Origin of the sequence: Paraburkholderia mimosarum LMG 23256 = NBRC 106338 (assembly GCF_000739815.1) — a bacterium.
Classification (GTDB): domain Bacteria; phylum Pseudomonadota; class Gammaproteobacteria; order Burkholderiales; family Burkholderiaceae; genus Paraburkholderia; species Paraburkholderia mimosarum.
In genome coordinates this window covers 1-15,329 of sequence record NZ_BBJJ01000107.1, presented here as the reverse complement: position 1 = coordinate 15,329, position 15,329 = coordinate 1, and the positions used below count along the sequence as shown (strand labels likewise).

The window sequence follows — 15,329 nt, the reverse complement described above, 5'->3', positions numbered from 1 at the left end:
GGTTCTGTTGCAGTAAGGGTGTCGGGAGGAGAAATGTCGATATGATAAGTATTGCTTATGACACAAGGGAGTAAAACTGCAGGGAAGCAGACGACGGGTCTTTGCCCGCACATTTCATCTGTCCTTTCCTGATCATGTGCATTACCTCGATGCCGCCGAGAATGACCCTCGCACGGTGGAAGTTCTTGAATCCCAGCATCGGCCGGGTCCGGCGTTTGATAGCCCGATGGTCCTGTTCGACAATGTTGTTCAGGTACTTGATCTAACGGACCTTGATCGGCGTCTCGCGATCGGCATTCACCGCATCCAGTGCGGCCAGATTGGAGCCGCTTTTGTCGATGGTCACGGTCTCTGGCGTACCATTATGGGCGATCGCCTTTTCAAAGAACCGCCGGGCAGCGACCTTGTCCCGCCTGGTCCTGAGCAGGAATTCGACCGTGTCGCCCGCCTTGTCCACTGCCCGGTAAAGATATTTCCACTCGCCTTTGATCTTGATATAGCTCTCGTCCATTCGCCAGCTTTTCCCAACCGGACGCTTGTGCTTGCGCAAGCTCCTTTCGAAGAGCGGCAGCAGCTTGATGACCCAGCGGTACACCGTCGAAATCCAGCGCGATACCAGTGAAGGCGCTTCAGGACCTTGGCCAGGCCCGGCGCGAGTGTGGTTCGCGGTGTCTTCGTCTTCTTCATCGCACAGCTCAAAATTCGCTACCCAATTTTAACGTGGGCCTTACTGCAACAGAACCAGATCAACGGTACCTTCGACGCCGGTTTAGTGCGCCTGTGCCCGCGGTTGGCACGAATCTTGTTACTTGAGACCGCCAAACGCCGACAGGGGGGCGCCCGGAGACGCCACCGTATGCCGGCGTCGCAGGGCCGAAGGCCATCAAGGAACCACACAGTGATCGAAACGTTTTATGAAGTCATGCGACGCCAGGGGATTTCGCGCCGCAGCTTCCTCAAATTCTGCTCGCTGACGGCGACGTCGCTCGGCCTCGGGCCCGCGTTCATGCCGAAGATCGCCCACGCGATGGAGACCAAGCCGCGCACGCCGGTGCTCTGGCTGCACGGGCTCGAATGCACGTGCTGCTCGGAGTCGTTCATCCGTTCTGCGCACCCGCTGGCGAAAGACGTTGTGCTCTCGATGATCTCGCTCGAGTACGACGACCTGTTGATGGCCTCCGCGGGGCACCAGGCCGAGGCAATCCTGGAAGAAGTGATGACGAAGTATCGCGGCAACTACATCCTCGCGGTCGAAGGCAATCCGCCGCTGAACCAGGATGGCATGAGCTGCATCATCGGCGGCAAGCCGTTCGTCGATCAGTTGCGGCGCGTGTCGAAGGACGCGAAGGCCGTGATCTCGTGGGGCTCGTGCGCGTCGTGGGGCTGCGTACAGGCGGCGAAGCCGAACCCGACGCAGGCTGTGCCGATCCACAAGGTCATCACCGACAAGCCGATCATCAAGGTGCCCGGCTGCCCGCCGATCGCCGAGGTGATGACGGGCGTGATCACCTACATGCTCACGTTCGACCGCATGCCGGAGCTGGACCGCCAGGGCCGCCCGAAGATGTTCTACAGCCAGCGCATTCACGACAAGTGCTACCGCCGTCCGCACTTCGACGCGGGCCAGTTCGTCGAGTCGTGGGACGACGAAGCGGCACGGCGCGGCTACTGCCTCTACAAGGTCGGCTGCAAGGGCCCGACGACCTACAACGCCTGCTCGACCGTGCGCTGGAACGGCGGCACGAGCTTTCCCATTCAGGCGGGCCACGGCTGCATCGGTTGCTCCGAGGACGGGTTCTGGGACAAGGGCTCCTTCTACGACCGGCTCACCCAGATCAACCAGTTCGGCGTCGAAGCGAACGCCGACAGGCTCGGCCGCACCGCGGCCGTCGTGGTGGGCGCCGGCGCCGCGGCGCATGCGGCCGCTTCGGCGATCCAGCGCGCCAGGTCGAACCACGACGCGAAGCAAGACCGCGACAGCCGATAGCCGCATCTAGCGGCCCGCGCCGGGGCGCCGCCGACAAGCACAGGAAGCAGCACAGGAAAAAAAAAGCATGACAGCCATTTCCACCCAGGGGTTCCAGCTCGACAACAGCGGGCGGCGCATCGTCGTCGATCCGGTCACTCGCATCGAAGGCCACATGCGCGTCGAGGTCAACGTCGATTCGAACAACGTGATCCGCAACGCCGTCTCCACCGGCACCATGTGGCGCGGACTCGAAGTCATTCTCAAGGGCCGCGACCCGCGCGACGCGTGGGCGTTCGTGGAGCGCATCTGCGGCGTGTGCACGGGATGTCACGCGCTCGCCTCCGTGCGCGCCGTCGAGGACGCGCTCGACATCCGCATTCCGCCGAACGCGCACCTGATCCGCGAAATCATGGCGAAGACCTTGCAGGTGCACGACCACGTGGTGCACTTTTACCACCTGCACGCGCTCGACTGGGTCGATGTGGTCTCGGCGCTGAAGGCCGACCCCACGCTCACGTCCGAATTGCAGCAACGCATCTCGCCCGCGCATCCGATGTCGTCACCGGGCTATTTCCGTGACGTGCAGACGCGCCTGCGCAAGTTCGTCGAAAGCGGCCAGCTCGGTCCGTTCATGAACGGCTACTGGGGCAACCCCGCCTACGTGCTGCCACCAGAAGCGAACCTGATGGCCGTGACGCACTACCTCGAAGCGCTCGACCTGCAAAAGGAGTGGGTGAAGATCCACACGATCTTCGGCGGCAAGAATCCGCACCCGAACTACCTCGTAGGCGGCGTGCCGTGCGCGATCAACATCGACGGCGATCTGGCCGCTGGCGCGCCGATCAACATGGAGCGCCTGAACTTCGTCAAGTCGCTCATCGACGAAGCGATCACCTTCTGCCGCAACGTCTATGTGCCCGATCTGCTTGCGATCGGCACGATCTACAAGGCGCGCGGCTGGCTGCATGGCGGCGGCCTCGCCGCGACCAACGTGATGGACTACGGCGCGTATCCGCTCGTCAACTACAACCCGTCCACCAACCAGATGCCGGGCGGCGCGATCCTCAACGGCGACTGGAACACGATCCTGCCAGTCGATCCGCGCGACCCGGAGCAAGTGCAGGAGTTCGTTGCGCACTCCTGGTATCAATACCCGGACAACGACCGCGGGCTGCATCCGTGGGACGGCATCACCGAGCCGCATTACGAACTCGGGCCCACCACGAAGGGCACGCGCACCGCGATCGAGTCGATCGACGAGAGCGCCAAATACTCGTGGGTCAAGTCGCCGCGCTGGCGCGGGCACGCCATGGAAGTCGGGCCGCTTGCGCGCTACATCCTCGGCTACGCGCATGCGCAGCAGGGCAACACGCATTGCGGGCGCATCAAGGAGCAGATTGAAACCTCACTCGTTGCGGTGAACCAGGCCATGCCGAAGCTGCTTGGCTTGCCGGAAACCTCGCTCGGCCCGAAGCAACTGCTGCCGACCACCATCGGCCGCACGCTCGCCCGCGCACTCGAAGCGGAGTATTGCGCCGAGATGATGGCGGACGACTGGCAAAGCCTCATCGACAACATCCGCAACGGCGACACCTCGACCGCGAACGTCGACAAGTGGGACCCTTCGATGTGGCCCGCCGAAGCGAAGGGTGTGGGCGCGGTCGCCGCGCCGCGCGGCGCGCTCGGCCACTGGATCACGATCAAGGACGGCCGCATCGAGAATTACCAGTGCGTCGTGCCGAGCACATGGAACGGCGGCCCGCGGGACGCGAAAGGGCAGATCGGCGCGTTCGAGGCGAGCCTCATGAACACGCCCATGGCGAACCCCGAGCAGCCTGTCGAGATCCTGCGCTCGCTGCATTCGTTCGATCCTTGCATGGCGTGCTCGACGCACGTGATGAGCGAGGATGGCGACGAAATGACCGCGGTGACTGTGCGCTAACTCCACCAGGCCGCGACGACGCCTGCGCTTGCTGGCGCCGTGGTGGCCAGGAAAGGATGATGACCATGCAATCGTATTCCCGACGCGAAGAGGCGCGCGACACCGTTCCGGACGCCGAGGCGATTTACGTGTACGAAGCGCCGGTGCGTATCTGGCACTGGATCAACGCGGCGTCGATCGTGGTGCTGGCGGTGACCGGCTATCTGATCGGCTCGCCGCTTCCCACGCAGCCCGGCGAGGCGAGCGCGCATTTTCTGATTGGCTATATCCGCTTCGCGCATTTCACCGCCGCCTACCTGTTCGCAATCGGACTCGCGGGCCGCGCGTATTGGGCCATTGTCGGCAACCACCACGCGCGCGAAATGTTCTGGGTGCCGGTGTTCTCGCGCGAGTATTGGCTCGACACGTTCGCGATGCTGCGTTACTACGCGTTCCTCGGGCCCACGCCGCGCCAGTTCAGTGGACACAATCCGTTGTCGCGATTCGCGATGTTCTTCGTGTTTCTGCTGGTCTCGCTCTTCATGAGCGTGACCGGTTTTGCGCTGTACGGAGAAGGCGCGCAGGCGGGTTCGTGGCAGCAGATTGCGTTTGGCTGGGTGCGTCCGCTGCTCGGCCAGTCGCAAGGCGTGCACACCTGGCACCACCTCGGCATGTGGGCGATCCTGATCTTCGTGATCCTGCATGTCTATGCGGCAATCCGCGAGGACATCATGGGCCGGCAGAGTGTGGTCGGCTCGATGATCTCGGGCTACCGCAAGTTCTAGAAGTGAGGCCGCGATGCTGACTTCCCCACAAAGCGGCGCACCCGCCATCGTCGTGCTCGGCATCGGCAACGTGCTGTGGGCCGACGAGGGCTTTGGCGTGCGCTGCATCGAAGCGCTTCAGCAGCGCTTCGAATTCGCGCCTCACGTCAACCTCATGGATGGCGGCACGCAAGGGCTGTATCTGGTCCAGTACGTCCAGGCCGCCGACAGCCTGCTGATTTTCGACGCCGTCGATTACGGTCTTGCACCCGGCACACTGAAGGTCGTTGAGGATGACGAAGTACCGGCGTTCCTTGGCGTTCGCAAGATGAGCCTGCACCAGACCGGCTTCCAGGAGGTGCTGATGCTCGCGCGCCTGACCGGCCGGTATCCGCGCCGCGTGTTGCTGGTCGGCTGCCAGCCCGACGAAGTGGACGATTACGGCGGCAGCCTGCGGCCCGCCGTGAAGGCGGCGCTGGAGCGCGCGCTCGACCTGGGCGTCGAGCGCCTCGCGGCATGGGGCGGCGAGCCCTCGCCGCGGCGCACGCCGCTGCACGCCGACGAGGCGGTCACGCTGCCGCATCTCGCGCTCGCGCGCTACGAAGGCGAGCGGCCCAGCGAGGCCGATGCGTGCCGCACCGGCGACGAGCGCGTGCTGCTGCGCACGCGCCGCGAGGAGCCGCCGTCGTGTGCATAGGCGTGCCGGTGCGGGTGATCGAGGCGCAGGGTTTGCAGGCGTGGTGCGACGGGCGCGGCGAGCGCCGCCGCATCGACACCTCGCTGGTTGGCCCATGCAGCGTCGGTGAATGGCTGCTGGTCTTTCTCGACGCGGCGCGCGAGAAGCTCGACGCGACGCGCGCGGCGGAAATCGACGCGACGCTCTCGCTCGTCGAACGGGCGCTGGCGGGCGACGCCCCCATGGCCCGCGCGAACGCGCATTTTGAATTGCCGTCCGCGCTCGGCGTGGACGACCTGATCCGGCTGACCGGCGGCGCGCAAGCGGCGCGCTGCGGTCACCGGTCCTCCGAGGAATCGACATGACAAATATGAGCGACGCCGCGCATGACGCGGCGCCCGTGGTGCAGCGGCTGATCGACGACGGACACGCCGTGTTCGTGGACGGGCGCACGCTCGACGAATGGCTCGCGGCCGGCGGCGAATGTGTCGTGCTGCTCGCGGGCGACCCGGTGCGCTTTCCCGAATCCCTCGACGTGGCCATAGTGCTGCCCGAACTCGCGCGCCTCGCGGCGGGCCGCTTTGGCCGCACATTGCGCGCGGCCGTGGCGACGCGCGAAAGCGAGGATGCGATCGCGCGCCGCTTCGGCTCGCAGCGCTGGCCCGCGTTGCTGTGGCTGCGCGATGGCGGCTATGTCACGACGCTCGCGGGCATGATGGACTGGGACGATTACGTGGACAACGTTGCCCACGCGCTCGCGCAGCCGACTACGCGCGCGCCTTCGGTCGGCATTCCCGTCAACGCCGCCGGCGCTTCGGCGGGCTGTCACTACTCACTAGCCGTCACCAGGCGTCGACTGAACATCGATCAATTATCTGGATTGCCAACCATGTCCATGATTCCGCTTCCCGTTTCCGTCGTGCCGTTCGGTCCAGGCAGCCAGGACGAGGGCGATGCGGTGCTCGACTATCTGCCGATGCCGCAAGGCATGAGCACCTATGTAGCGCCGTCGCTGCCGGAGCGCGCCGATGCGCGCTCGCTCGACGCCGCGCGCGGCGTGCTGCGCGAGGTATTGCACCTACTCGCGGCATACGAACCCGGCACGCCGCCCGAATTGGTCGATCTGACGACCTGCGACGCGGCGGCGCTGCGCATTCTTAACGATGTGCTGGGCGAGGGGGAGGTCAGTGCGCGCATCGACGATGTGCAGCGGGGTAGCGTTCTGATCCAGGAGACCGTGTTTACCGGGCTATGGCGCGTGGTCGAGCCCGGCGGCGCGAGCGCGGCCGACCGCCTCGAAATCGGCGCAGCTCCGGCGCTTCTCGGGCACCCCGCACAGGGCACGCGGCCGATGGCGCCCTTGCCGGAGCTGCTACCGCTGGGCGTGATGAACGCGCCTCCGATCCTGAGCGAGGTGCGCGATCACGTCGCGCGCTGGCGTGCCGGCGATGCGCCCCACGTCGTCAACCTGACGCTCCTGCCCTTGTCGCCGGGCGACGAGCAACTGATCGACGCCGTGCTGGGCGATGGCGCGGTGCAGGTGCTCTCGCGCGGCTATGGAAATTGCCGCGTGGGCAGCACGGCGATCGCGAACTGCTGGCGCGTGGCGTATTTCAACTCGCAGGACACGCTGATCCTGAACACGATCGAGATCACCGATCTGCCGGAGGTCGTGCGCGCCGCGCCGGAAGACCTCGGGGATTCGCGCGAGCGACTCGCCCAGTTGATCGAGTGGGTGGGCGAGGCGTGACGATGGACGGTCGTACGAAGCAATTCGAGGGTAGCTATCTCGGCGACAGCAGCCGCATCGGGGCGCATACGCGCCTCGAATGCAAGGTCTGCTGGTGGATCTACGATCCGGAACAAGGCGACCCCGTCTGGCAGATTCCGCCGCACGTGCCGTTCGCGGCGCTTCCCGCGCACTGGCGCTGCCCCGTTTGCGACGGCGCGGCGGACCAGTTCATGGTGCAGGGGGACGCGGCTTGACCATACGCGCCATAGTGAAAGATGCGGTGCGAGATACCGTGCGCGGAGATCCGCGGGTGGCGGCGCTGGTCGCGCACTTCGAGACGGTCGCGAACGGTGCGATGCGCGACATGCCGGTTGTGAATCGCGCGTTGCGCGTCGAAGCGATCGGCTTCGCGCCGATGCCCGGCGATGCCGGGGCGCGAGGCGCATGGTTTGGCGTGCTGATCACTCCGTGGTCGATGAATCTCCTCTGGCTGCCCGGCGCGATGCGGGACTCGGTGCAATGTCCGCTCCCGGCCGGCAAAGCGTGCTTGCGCGTAGGCAACGTCGATTTCGAATGGATCGGTGCTCACGCGCAAGACGTGGGGGCGTATGCGTATTGCTCGCTCTTTTCGCCGATGTTCGAATTTGCCGGGCAGGAAAGCGCCGCCGCGACCGCGCGGGCCGTGCTTGCACAGTTACGAGGCGGGGAGGCCGGCGCAAAGGGCGATGGGAAGGCCGTCGCGCCGAGCGCGTCGCGTCGCGCGTTCCTGTTGCGGCCGGGTGCGTTCGGGAGCGCTGCATGAGCGCGGCGACGCAGGCCGCGTTGGCTGCGCTGGCCGGGCAGTACCGGGTGCGCCCCGGCCGGCAGGACAGCATCGTGGGCGGCCGGCCGCCGCTCGCCGCAGCGCTGCTGCGCGGGCAACCGGCGGCAACCGCCGCGTCGCGGCTCTCGGCGCTGTTTGCGCTGTGCGGACTCGCGCACAGGCTCTGCGCGGAACTTGCCGTCTGCGCAGCGGGCGCTTCCGCGGAGCACGAGCGGGAGGATGCCGCCAATGCGGCTCATGCCACGATGCTCACGCGCGAGACGCTCGCCGTGCATCTGCGCTGCATCTGGACCGACTGGCCCCTGCGGCTGGCCGCCGCCGCGCCGCATAGACTGCCCGATGTCGAAGCGGCAGGCTCGCCCGGTTGGGTGGCGCGGCATGTTCTCGGCATGCCCGTGCGCCAATGGCTCGCGCACTGGACGGACGATCCGCGCGATTGCCTGTGCGCCTGGAGCGCGCGAGCCGCGACGTTCCCGGCTCGGTTGCTGGCGGACTGCCGCGCACACGCCGATACGACGCGCGCCACGCCGCGGCCACTCGTGATCGACGAAGCGCGGTTGAGCGAACTGGCCACGGCAATTGCTGGGAGTCCGGCTTTCGCGCAAGCGCCCTTGCAACGCGGCATACCCGTGGAGACCGGCGTGTGGACGCGTAGCGACGATCCGCGCGCGCTGGACTACGATACGCCCTGGCTGCGGCTTGGTGCGCGCGTCGCGGACGTGGCCCGGCTGGTGGCGGCCGACGCCGGGGCAGGCGCGCTGCGCTTTGGCGCGAGCAACTGCGCGCCCGGCGAGGCGCTCGGCTGGTGCGAGATGGCGCGCGGCGTGCTGGTCCATTGGGTGCGGCTCGCGCCGGACGATGCCGCGCGCATCGAGGACTACCGCGTGGTCGCGCCGACCGAGTGGAACTTCCACCGCCAGGGCACGCTCGCGCAAGCCTTGTCGCGGCTCGACCCTGCGCCGGATGATGGCGCCCTGGCCGCGCGCACCGATGTGTGGATGGGCGCGTTCGATCCGTGTATCGCCTATACGGTCGACACGGACGGCGCGTGAGTACAGAGCATGGAAACGAGGCATAGAAACAAGGCGCCGGATAGCGGGCGGGACTCACGATATGCATGAACTAAGCCTGGCCGGCGGCGTGCTGGCATCGGTCGAAGCGGCCGCCGAGCGCGAGCGCTTTGTCAGTGTGAAGATGCTGAGGCTCGAAGTCGGGCGCCTCGCGGGCGTCGAGGTCGAGGCGCTGCGCTTCGCCCTCGATGCGATCGCCCCAGGCACCTGTCTCGCCGGCGCGCGAGTCGAGATCGAGGAACCCACGGGCAGCGCGTGGTGCATGAACTGCAACGTGAGCGTGCCGCTGGCCGCGCGGGGCGACCCCTGCGCGCAGTGCGGCGGCTACTGGCTCCAGCCGAACGGCGGCATGGGGCTGCGCATCGTCGACCTGATCGTCGACGATGCCTGACAATCATCGGATTAGCGCAAGGAGAAGCAATATGTGCGTGGTATGCGGGTGCGACAGCACCGGCGATCGGCAAAACGCCGCTGAGGGGCATGAGGGCGCGCAGGCGCACGGTCACTCCAGTTCTCGTTCCCACGCCCATCCGGGCGCTTCGGGTGCTTCGGGCGAGGACCTGCACTACGGTCTCGGGCTCGCCGGCGTGACGGTGCCCGGCCTGGACCAGGGGCGCACCATCAAGATCGAGCAGGACGTGCTAGGCGAGAACAACCGCCATGCGGCCGCCAACCGGCGGCACTTCATGGCGCACGGCGTGCGTGCGCTCAATCTCGTGTCGAGCCCCGGCTCGGGGAAGACGACGCTGCTGTGCGCGTCGATCGCCGCGCTGCGCGAGCGGATGCCGGGCCTGCCCGTCGGCGTGATCGAGGGCGACCAGCAGACGGCGAACGACGCCGAGCGCATTCGCGCGGCCGGTGCGCCCGCGATCCAGGTGAACACGGGCAAGGGCTGCCATCTCGACGCGGCGATGGTGACGGCGGCCTTCGGGCGGTTGCCGCTGCACGACCATCCCCACGAGCACGAGCATGGCCATCCCCACGAGCACGAGCATGGTCACGGCCACCACCATGACCACAAGCACGAACATGAACACGCGCCCGTCGCGCCCAACGCGACGCGCAGCGTGCTGTTCATCGAGAACGTCGGCAATCTCGTCTGCCCCGCGTTGTGGGACCTCGGCGAGGAGGCGAAAGTCGCGATCCTCTCGGTGACGGAGGGCGAGGACAAGCCGCTCAAGTATCCCGACATGTTCGCCGCCGCGCGCCTCATGATCATCAACAAGATCGACCTGCTGCCCTATGTGCAGTTCGATGTCGAGCAGTGCATCGCGTATGCGCGCCGCGTGAATCCGGCGCTCGAAGTGATCCGGCTTTCGGCCACGACCGGCGAAGGCCTCGATGCGTGGCTCGACTGGATCGCGCGTGCGCCCGACCCGATCGCCGAGCGCATCGGCGTGCTGGAGAGCGAGCTTGCGGCGCTGCGCGCTCAGCAGCGGCGCTCCGGAGGCGCCGCATGACGGCGCGCGTGCAGCATTTGCCGTATGCCCTCGGCGATCAGACGGTGCTTGCCACCGGCGCGTGGCTGAAGAACGCCGCGTGCGTGTGCATCGGCGGCGAGGTGCACTGGTCGCCGCTGCACGGCGATCTCGACGCCCCGGCGCATTGCGTGGCGCTCGATACGTCGGTGGCGGCGCTCGTCGAGACCGCCGCGCGCGCGGGGCGGCCCGTGAGCGCGATCGCGCACGATCTGCATCCCGACTTCTACAGCACGCGCGTCGCGCTCGAATGGGGCGAGCGGCTCGGCGTGCCGACCGTCGCCGTCCAGCATCATCACGCGCACATCGGCGCGGTGGCGGCCGAGCACGGGCTGAACGAGCCCGTCATCGGCCTTGCGCTCGACGGCGTGGGCCTCGGCACGGACGGCGCCGCGTGGGGCGGCGAACTGCTGGAAGTGGCGCCCGTCGGCTGGCGGCGCCTTGGCAGTCTCATGCCGCTCGCGCTGCCCGGCGGCGACGTCGCGGCGCGCGAGCCCTGGCGCATGGCCGCCGCCGCCTTGCACGCGCTCGGGCGCAGCGACGAAATCGAGCCTCGCTTTGCGGCCGCCGTGGGCGATAGCGCCGCGCGCACGGTCGGCGTCATGCTCGCACGCGGCCTCAATTGCCCGCCGAGCACCGGCGCGGGGCGCTGGTTCGACGCGGTGGTGGGATTGCTCGGCGTGTGCCTGCGCCAGCGCGCCGAAGCCGAGGCGGCCATCGCGCTCGAAAGGCTCGCGACCGGCTACCTCGTCGTGCACGAGGCGCCCGACGTGGCGGGACTGTGGCGAGTCGCGGACAACGGCGAACTCGACCTGCGGCCGCTCCTCGCCGAGTTGCTGACGCTCGCTGACGCGGGCGAAGCCGCACGCGGCGCGGCCGTTTTTCATCTTGCGCTGGCCGAGGGGCTCGCTCACTGGGCCGCGCTCGCTGCGCAGGGGCGCGCCGTGCTGTTCGGCGGCGGCTGCTTTGCGAACCGGCTGCTCACTGCGCATCTGCGCGAGTCGCTCGCGGCGCGCGACGTGCGCACCTTCATGCCCGAGACGGTGCCTTGCGGCGACGCGGGCCTCGCGCTCGGCCAGGCCTGGGTTACCGCATACGACCCGCAGCTGTTCTCCCTGCCCACGACCGCACGAGGAGTGAGCTCATGTGCCTAGCCATTCCCGCACGGCTCATCGAATGGTCCGACGCCGAAACGGGCGTCGTCGATCTCGGGGGCGTGCGCAAGACGGTTTCGCTCGCGCTCGTGCCCGACGCGCGCCCAGGCGATTACGTGATCGTGCATGTCGGCTTCGCGCTGGGCGTGATCGACCCGGAAGAGGCCGAGCGCACGCTCGCGCTGTTCGGCGAGGTCGCCCAGTCGTTTGGCGAGGCGCACGACACGTCCGTCGCGCAATCCGGAGCCGCGCAATGAAATACGTCGACGAATTCCGCGACGGCGAAATCGCCGCACGCATTGCCGGGCGCATCGAGCAGGAGACACAGACCGGGCGCCGCTACCACTTCATGGAGTTCTGCGGCGGTCATACGCACGCGATTTCCCGCTACGGCGTGGTCGATCTCCTGCCTGAAAACGTGCGGATGATTCACGGACCCGGCTGCCCGGTTTGCGTACTGCCGATCGGGCGCATCGATCTGGCGATTCGCCTCGCGCTCGAACACGGCGTGATCCTCTGCACCTATGGCGACACGATGCGCGTGCCCGCCTCGGACGGCCTGTCGCTCCAGCGCGCCAAGGCACGCGGCGCGGACATCCGCATGGTGTATTCGCCGCGCGACGCGCTGCGCATCGCACGCGAGCATCCGGACCGCGAGGTGGTTTTTTTTGCAATCGGCTTCGAGACGACCACGCCGCCCACGGCGCTCACCGTGCGCGAGGCGGCGGCGAGCGGCGCGGATAACTTCAGCGTGCTGTGCTGCCATGTGCTCACGCCCGCCGCGATCACGCATCTGCTCGCCGCGCCGTCCGTCGACGCGAACGCGGTGCCGCTCGACGGCTTCGTCAGCCCGGCTCACGTGAGCATCGTGATCGGCTCCGCGCCCTACGAGGCCTTCGCGCAGGGATATCGCAAGCCGGTCGTGATCGCCGGGTTCGAGCCGCTCGACGTGATGCAGGCGATCCTCATGCTCGTGCGCCAGGTCAACGACGGGCGCGCCCAGGTGGAGAACGAATTCGCGCGCGCCGTCGCGCGCACGGGCAACGCGGCCGCGCAGGCGCTCATGCAGGACGTGTTCGAAACGCGCGAGTCGTTCGAGTGGCGCGGCCTTGGCGAGGTCCCGTCGAGCGCGCTGCGCATTCGCCCGAAGTACGCCCGCTACGACGCCGAAAGCCGCTACGAGCTCGCCTACCGGCCCGTCGGCGATCATCGCAAGTGCGAGTGCGGGGCGATCCTGCGCGGTCTCAAGCACCCGCGCGACTGCACGCTGTTCGGCACCGTCTGCACGCCCGAGAATCCCATGGGCTCGTGCATGGTGTCGAGCGAAGGCGCGTGCGCCGCGCATTACTCTTATGGTCGTTTCAAGGATATTCCGGTCGTCGCAGCATGAGCCCAGCCCACCCATCTACAGTCAAGCCCGCCTACGTGCGGCCCCTGAACTTCCGCGACGGCCGCATCGACATGGGCCACGGCGCGGGCGGCCGAGCGTCGGCGCAACTGATCCGCGAGCTGTTCGTCGCGGCCTTCGATAACGAATGGCTGCGCCAAGGCAACGACCAGGCCGCGTTCGCGCCGCTGGCACCCGGCCCCGGCGAGCGCATGGTGATGGCCACCGACGCGCACGTCGTCTCGCCGCTGTTCTTTCCGGGCGGCGACATCGGAAGCCTTTCCGTGCACGGCACCGTCAACGACGTCGCGATGGCGGGCGCGCGGCCTTCGTATCTCAGCGCGAGCTTCATCCTGGAGGAGGGCTTCCCGCTGGCGGACCTGCGCCGCATCGTCGAGTCGATGGCCGCGGCGTCCCGCGCGTGCGGCGTGCCGATCGTGACGGGCGACACCAAGGTCGTCGAGCGCGGCAAGGGCGACGGCGTGTTCATCACCACGACCGGCATCGGCGTCGTGCCCGCGGGCATTCATATCGACGGCTCGCAGGCGCGGCCCGGCGACGTCGTGCTGCTCTCGGGCACGATCGGCGAGCACGGCGTGGCGATCATGTCGCAACGCGAGGGCCTGGGATTCGAAACGGAGATCCGTTCGGACAGCGCCGCGCTGCACACGCTCGTGGCGGCCACGCTCGCCGTCGCGCCCGGCGTGCGCGTGCTGCGCGACCCGACTCGCGGCGGCCTTGCCACGACCCTCAACGAGATCGCCGGCCAGTCGGGCGTCGGCATGCGCATTCAGGAGCGCGCGATTCCCATGCTGCCGCAAGTCGATGCGGCGTGTGAGCTGCTGGGCCTCGATCCGCTCTATGTCGCCAACGAAGGCAAGCTGGTCGCGATCTGCGCAAGCGACGATGCGCCGCCACTGCTCGAAGCGATGCGCGCGCATCCGTTGGGCGCGGCGGCGGCGCGCATCGGCGAAGTGGTCGAGGACGCGCACGGCTTCGTGCAGATTGAAACGAAATTCGGCGGCCGGCGCATTGCCGACTGGCTCTCGGGCGAACAATTGCCGCGGATCTGCTGATCCCGTTTGCTCCGGTGGTGCCGGTGGTGACGATAGGTATCGGGAGACTCAAGTATGATTGCGGATCGTCAGCCCTCCAGTCGCGTTGCGCTCGTGGGGAGCCCTGAAAGACCGGTTCCCCTCGGCTTCGATCAAGCAATGAGCGTCCCCGCCAGTCCCGCCCCGCTCCCGCTGCGCCAGCCCGCCACCGTGCTCGTCGTCGACGACGAGTCGCGCTTGCAGGAGACGACCAGGCGCGTATTGGACGATGAGTTCGAGGTATTGACGGCGGGCTCCGCCGACGAGGCGCGCGCGATCCTCCAGGAGCGCGCCGTCTCCGTGATCCTGTGCGACCAGCGCATGCCGGGACAAACGGGCGTCGAATTCCTGTGCGAGGTGCGCGAGACCTGGCCCGAGGTCGTGCGCATCATCGTCTCGGGCTACACCGATTCGGAAGACATCGTCGCGGGCATCAACCGGGCGGGCATCCACCAGTTCATCCTCAAGCCCTGGTTGCCCGATCACCTGATCGAAACCGTGCGCCAGGCCGCCGAGGCGCAGTCGCTTCAGTACGACATGCGCCGCCTCGATCTCGAACTGCGCGGCAGCGTTCCGCTGTTGCGGCGGCGCAGCCATGAAAAGCTCGCGCGCGTGCAAAGCGAGTTCGGCTTCGATTCGATCGTGCGCTCGCCGGGCAGCCCGCTCGACCCGGTCTGCGCGCTCGCCGCGAAGCTCGCGCGCGGCGGGGCCCTTCGTGGTCGAGAACTGCGCGGCCGTGGCCGACACGCTGCTCGAATCGGAACTGTTTGGCCACAAGCGCGGCGCGTTCCAGGATCACACGGGCCTGTTCCAGCAGGCCAACGGCGGCACGATTTTCCTCGACGAGATCGGCGACATGTCGCTCTCGTTCCAGGTCAAGCTGCTGCGCGTGCTCCAGGAAGGCGAGGTGCGTCCCGTCGGCTCCACGCGCGCCGTGCCCGTGGATGTGCGCGTGATCGCCGCGACGACCTGGTGCCGATCGCGCAGAAGCTGCTTCAGGACATTGCCTGCCAGGTTCCGCAGCGCGCCGGACTGGCGTTCGCGGGCAACGCGCTGGCCGTGCTGCTCAGCTATCCATGGCCGGGCAACATTCGGGAGCTGCGCAACGAAATCTACCGGGCGGTGGCGCTCAGCGACGGCTTTGCCCGGATGGGTACAAGTTCCCGTGCTATGGACGCGACTATGCATTTTTGACGCAAATCGGTTTGCCGAAGGCGTTCCACCGGTTCAGCAGGTTGGCGATGATATCGCCTTCCTGCGA

The 15,329-nt window shown here is 67.5% G+C and carries 15 protein-coding genes and 2 pseudogenes; 16 read left to right on the top strand and 1 reads right to left on the bottom strand.

Going from position 1 to position 15,329, the window contains the following annotated elements; genetic code table 11:
* Window positions 1-55: 55 nt before the first annotated feature.
* Window positions 56-687, bottom strand: a pseudogene (locus BMI01S_RS33590) (IS6 family transposase).
* A 211-nt stretch (window positions 688-898) separates the two neighbouring features.
* Between BMI01S_RS33590 and BMI01S_RS33585 the strand changes: the two are divergent.
* The 16 genes and pseudogenes from BMI01S_RS33585 to BMI01S_RS43430 all read left to right on the top strand — a co-directional run.
* Window positions 899-1,987, top strand: a complete 1,089-nt coding sequence (locus BMI01S_RS33585; protein ID WP_255217841.1) for a hydrogenase small subunit — start codon at window positions 899-901, stop codon at window positions 1,985-1,987.
* A 67-nt stretch (window positions 1,988-2,054) separates the two neighbouring features.
* A complete protein-coding gene (locus BMI01S_RS33580; protein WP_028232669.1) occupies window positions 2,055-3,911 on the top strand; it encodes a nickel-dependent hydrogenase large subunit in 1,857 nt (618 codons plus the stop codon).
* Window positions 3,912-3,970: 59 nt separating this feature from the next.
* The gene (gene cybH / locus BMI01S_RS33575; protein ID WP_028232668.1) at window positions 3,971-4,675 is read left to right on the top strand and encodes a Ni/Fe-hydrogenase, b-type cytochrome subunit; all 705 of its coding nucleotides are present in this window, start codon (window positions 3,971-3,973) and stop codon (window positions 4,673-4,675) included.
* 13 nt (window positions 4,676-4,688) lie between these two features.
* Complete coding sequence (locus tag BMI01S_RS33570; protein ID WP_028232667.1) at window positions 4,689-5,351, top strand: HyaD/HybD family hydrogenase maturation endopeptidase; 663 nt, start codon at window positions 4,689-4,691, stop codon at window positions 5,349-5,351.
* A gap of 8 nt (window positions 5,352-5,359) precedes the next feature.
* Window positions 5,360-5,695, top strand: coding sequence for a HypC/HybG/HupF family hydrogenase formation chaperone (locus BMI01S_RS33565; protein ID WP_028215127.1), 336 nt, complete (start codon window positions 5,360-5,362; stop codon window positions 5,693-5,695).
* Window positions 5,692-7,080: a hydrogenase expression/formation C-terminal domain-containing protein gene (locus BMI01S_RS43930; protein WP_306303752.1), complete on the top strand. Its 1,389-nt coding sequence runs from the start codon at window positions 5,692-5,694 to the stop codon at window positions 7,078-7,080. The genes BMI01S_RS33565 and BMI01S_RS43930 overlap by 4 nt, the downstream gene beginning before the upstream one ends.
* A gap of 2 nt (window positions 7,081-7,082) precedes the next feature.
* Window positions 7,083-7,316 (top strand): rubredoxin, encoded by a 234-nt coding sequence (locus BMI01S_RS33550; RefSeq protein WP_028215126.1) that lies wholly within the window; start codon window positions 7,083-7,085, stop codon window positions 7,314-7,316.
* A 38-nt stretch (window positions 7,317-7,354) separates the two neighbouring features.
* Entirely contained in the window at window positions 7,355-7,864 is a 510-nt protein-coding gene (hybE, locus tag BMI01S_RS33545; protein ID WP_036046890.1) for a [NiFe]-hydrogenase assembly chaperone HybE, read from the top strand.
* Window positions 7,861-8,937, top strand: coding sequence for a nickel-dependent hydrogenase large subunit (locus BMI01S_RS33540; protein WP_028232665.1), 1,077 nt, complete (start codon window positions 7,861-7,863; stop codon window positions 8,935-8,937). The genes hybE and BMI01S_RS33540 overlap by 4 nt, the downstream gene beginning before the upstream one ends.
* 61 nt (window positions 8,938-8,998) lie before the next feature.
* Window positions 8,999-9,346, top strand: coding sequence for a hydrogenase maturation nickel metallochaperone HypA/HybF (locus BMI01S_RS33535; protein WP_028232664.1), 348 nt, complete (start codon window positions 8,999-9,001; stop codon window positions 9,344-9,346).
* 31 nt (window positions 9,347-9,377) lie between these two features.
* Window positions 9,378-10,415 carry a hydrogenase nickel incorporation protein HypB gene (hypB, locus tag BMI01S_RS33530; RefSeq protein WP_028232663.1) on the top strand — a complete coding sequence of 346 codons (1,038 nt, stop codon included), beginning with the start codon at window positions 9,378-9,380 and terminating at the stop codon, window positions 10,413-10,415.
* Entirely contained in the window at window positions 10,412-11,587 is a 1,176-nt protein-coding gene (locus tag BMI01S_RS33525; protein ID WP_042292215.1) for a Kae1-like domain-containing protein, read from the top strand. Before hypB ends, BMI01S_RS33525 begins: the two co-directional genes overlap by 4 nt.
* Entirely contained in the window at window positions 11,578-11,844 is a 267-nt protein-coding gene (locus tag BMI01S_RS33520) for a HypC/HybG/HupF family hydrogenase formation chaperone (protein ID WP_028215120.1), read from the top strand. The genes BMI01S_RS33525 and BMI01S_RS33520 overlap by 10 nt, the downstream gene beginning before the upstream one ends.
* The gene (hypD, locus tag BMI01S_RS33515) at window positions 11,841-12,977 is read left to right on the top strand and encodes a hydrogenase formation protein HypD (protein WP_028232662.1); all 1,137 of its coding nucleotides are present in this window, start codon (window positions 11,841-11,843) and stop codon (window positions 12,975-12,977) included. Before BMI01S_RS33520 ends, hypD begins: the two co-directional genes overlap by 4 nt.
* Entirely contained in the window at window positions 12,974-14,050 is a 1,077-nt protein-coding gene (hypE, locus tag BMI01S_RS33510) for a hydrogenase expression/formation protein HypE (RefSeq protein ID WP_028232661.1), read from the top strand. The genes hypD and hypE overlap by 4 nt, the downstream gene beginning before the upstream one ends.
* A gap of 138 nt (window positions 14,051-14,188) precedes the next feature.
* Window positions 14,189-15,205, top strand: a pseudogene (locus BMI01S_RS43430) (sigma-54-dependent transcriptional regulator); the annotation flags it as partial.
* Window positions 15,206-15,329 lie beyond the last annotated feature (124 nt).